Genomic DNA, 2539 nt, shown 5'->3' on the forward strand with positions numbered 1-2539 from the left:
CTCCAGCGCCGCGAGGCTGTCGAGCAGGCAGGCCACCTGCTGCGTCAGCGGCGCGGGCGCCGGCTTCTCGCCGCTGATGACCGATTGGATGTACATCGCGGTGGTGGCCGCATCGCAGGTGCGCGGCAGCACCGGCAGCTCGCGCAGCACGCCGTCGTGGGCCGACAGCGAGAGCTCGCTGCGCGGCTGGCCGTCGATGAMGACGTCCAGGCGCGGCAGCCGGCGCGGGTCGGCGACCGGTTCGCCCTCGGTGCCGCGCATCAGCAGCGCGTTCGCGGTGGTGCGCTGCAGGAAGTCGGTCAGCATCGTGCCGTACTCCGGGTGCGTGTAGTTGACGACGCGCATCGCCTGGCCGGCCGCGCACGGGTCGAGCAGCTTCGCGACGGTGTGGCCGGAGTTGCGCAGGCCGATGGTCCAGCGCGCATCGAGCAGGCGGGCGAGCGGCGGGCACAGCGCATCGGTGCGCATGAACACCGGCTCGCGGCGGCGCCAGGCCTGTGCCACGTCGTCGGCGCTGCGCGCGAGCGGCAGCCCGAGCACCTGGAAGATGTCGGCGGTGGTGACGCGGCCCGGATCCTCGGGCATGCCATGCACCAGCACGGGCACGCCTTCCTGCGCGAGCATCAGCGCGAGCAGCGGGGTCAGGTTGGGCAGCTTGCGCGCGCCGTTGTACGAGGGCAGCACCACCAGGGTGCGATCGCAGGTGATCGGCAGGCAGCGCGCCGAGGCGGCCTGCAGGAAGCCGGCCAGCTCGTCCACCGATTCGCCCTTGATGCGCATCGCCATCGCGAAGGCGCCGAGTTCGAGGTCGCTGACCTGGCCGTCCAGGACCCGGCCCATCAGGTCGAGCGCCTGCTCGCGTGACAGCGAGCGGGCGCCTTCCTTGCCGCGACCGATTTCCTTGATGTAGTTCGTGATGCTCATGGGCTCTCCCTGAGCGAGTTTCGCAAGTACCGGGCCAACGCGACGACGATTTGATGAGGCATGCGTTAAGAGATCAGGGGCCGAGCAAGGCGTCCTTCAAGGGCTCGCGCCAGGCGCGTGCCGCAGGGTCGTAGACGCCGAAGCCGGATGCCAGTTCCCAATACGCCCAGCTGAAGCCGCGGCGCTCGGCCTCGTCGCGCATGCGGCGGGTGTAGGAAGCGCGTGCGTCCATCGCGGCCTTGCCATAGGCGCCGAATTCGCCGAGGTAGATCGGATAGCGATGGCGCAACGACCAGGCGAGCGCGGTGTCGAGCGGGCCGCGCATCTGCGCGAGCTGCGCCGCGTCGCAGCAGGACGTGCCCAGCCAGGCCGCGGCGCCGCTGGCCCATTCGGCGCCCTGGTGCGTGAAGTGGAAGGGCTCGTAGTTGTGCACCGTGACGATCAGGTTCGCGTCGTTCGGCAGCACCAGGCTCGCGAGCGCGTTCGCGCTGTTCCACTGCGTCGGCCCGATCACGACGATGCGTGTCGGGTTGCTGCGGCGCACCACCTGCAGCCCGCGCGCGGCCAGGTCGTTCCAGCGGGTGGTCTGCGCGCCGTGCGGCTCGTTGTAGAGCTCGAACACCAGCTTGGGGCCACGCGTGCTGTAGTGCTGGGCAATCTGTTTCCACATGTTCAGGAAGCGCAGCGCATGCAGGCCGTCGGCCACCGGGGCCTCGCCGCCATCGAGCTTGTCGCCGTCGAGCTGGCGGTAGTGGTGCATGTTCAGCACGACGATGAAGCCCTTGTCGAGCAGGGCATCGACCGCTTCGTCGACGCGCGCGAAGAACGCCGGATCGATGCGCGCCTCGCCGTCGGCCGACGCATGGTTGCTCCAGCGCACCGGCAGCCGGGCGTTCGCGAAGCCGGCTTCGGCGGCCTTCTCGACCAGTGCCGCGTCGAAGCGCAGGCTCCAGGCGCCTTCGGTGGGGGCGTCGAAGATGTTGCCGAAGTTGACGCCGCGGCCCATCGCATGGGCGGTCTCGATGGCCTGGGGCGAGGCGCCCGGTGCCGCGCCGGCGGGCATCGGCGGGTAGTCGGCCAGCGAGGCGGGCGCGCTGGCGCAGGCGGCGAGCAGGCTGCAGGCGCAGGCCAGCAGCAGCGCTGCGCGCGTCATGATCGTCATGCTGTCTGTCTCCATCGTTGTTTTGCGATGGCGATTCTAGGCAGCGGCCGGTGCTTGGAGGCGTGACCGGACCATGCGTTTCAACGCGGGGATGCACGAACCGCAGTTGGTGCCGCATTTCAGCGCGCCCTGCAGCTGCGCGAGCTGCTGGTCGGCGGGGCCGCTGCAGCGTTCGAGCTGGGCCAGGATGGCCGGCTCGCCGACGTTGAAGCAGGTGCAGACCTGCTTGCCGCTGGCCGGCACCGCGACCGGCGCGCGCGCGCCGGGGCTCAGCAGCAGGCGGCCGTAGGCCTGGGCCGGCAGTTCGTCCTGCAGCAGCGGCTTGATCCAGACCTCGGCGCTGATGTCGCCGGCGAGCAGGAAGCCTTCGAGGCGGGCCTCGTCGGCACCGTGGCGCGCGAGCCGCATCGCGCGGCGCTGGCCGCGGCGCTTGTCGGCGTAGTGCAGCACCTC

General features: G+C 70.8%; 3 protein-coding genes. All 3 read right to left on the reverse strand.

The features are described 5' to 3' along the window. Positions 1-924, reverse strand: a 924-nt coding sequence (gene ybiB / locus AC1D01_RS29685; RefSeq protein ID WP_477872824.1) for a DNA-binding protein YbiB, incomplete at its 3' end; no start/stop codon positions are given. A gap of 73 nt (positions 925-997) precedes the next feature. Then, positions 998-2086: a glycoside hydrolase family 5 protein gene (locus AC1D01_RS29690; protein ID WP_477872826.1), complete on the reverse strand. Its 1089-nt coding sequence runs from the start codon at positions 2084-2086 to the stop codon at positions 998-1000. A 36-nt stretch (positions 2087-2122) separates the two neighbouring features. Further along, the coding region (locus AC1D01_RS29695) for a (2Fe-2S)-binding protein (RefSeq protein ID WP_477872828.1) at positions 2123-2539 on the reverse strand (417 nt) is incomplete at its 5' end.

This window comes from Rhizobacter sp. P3_B12, from assembly GCF_056402895.1.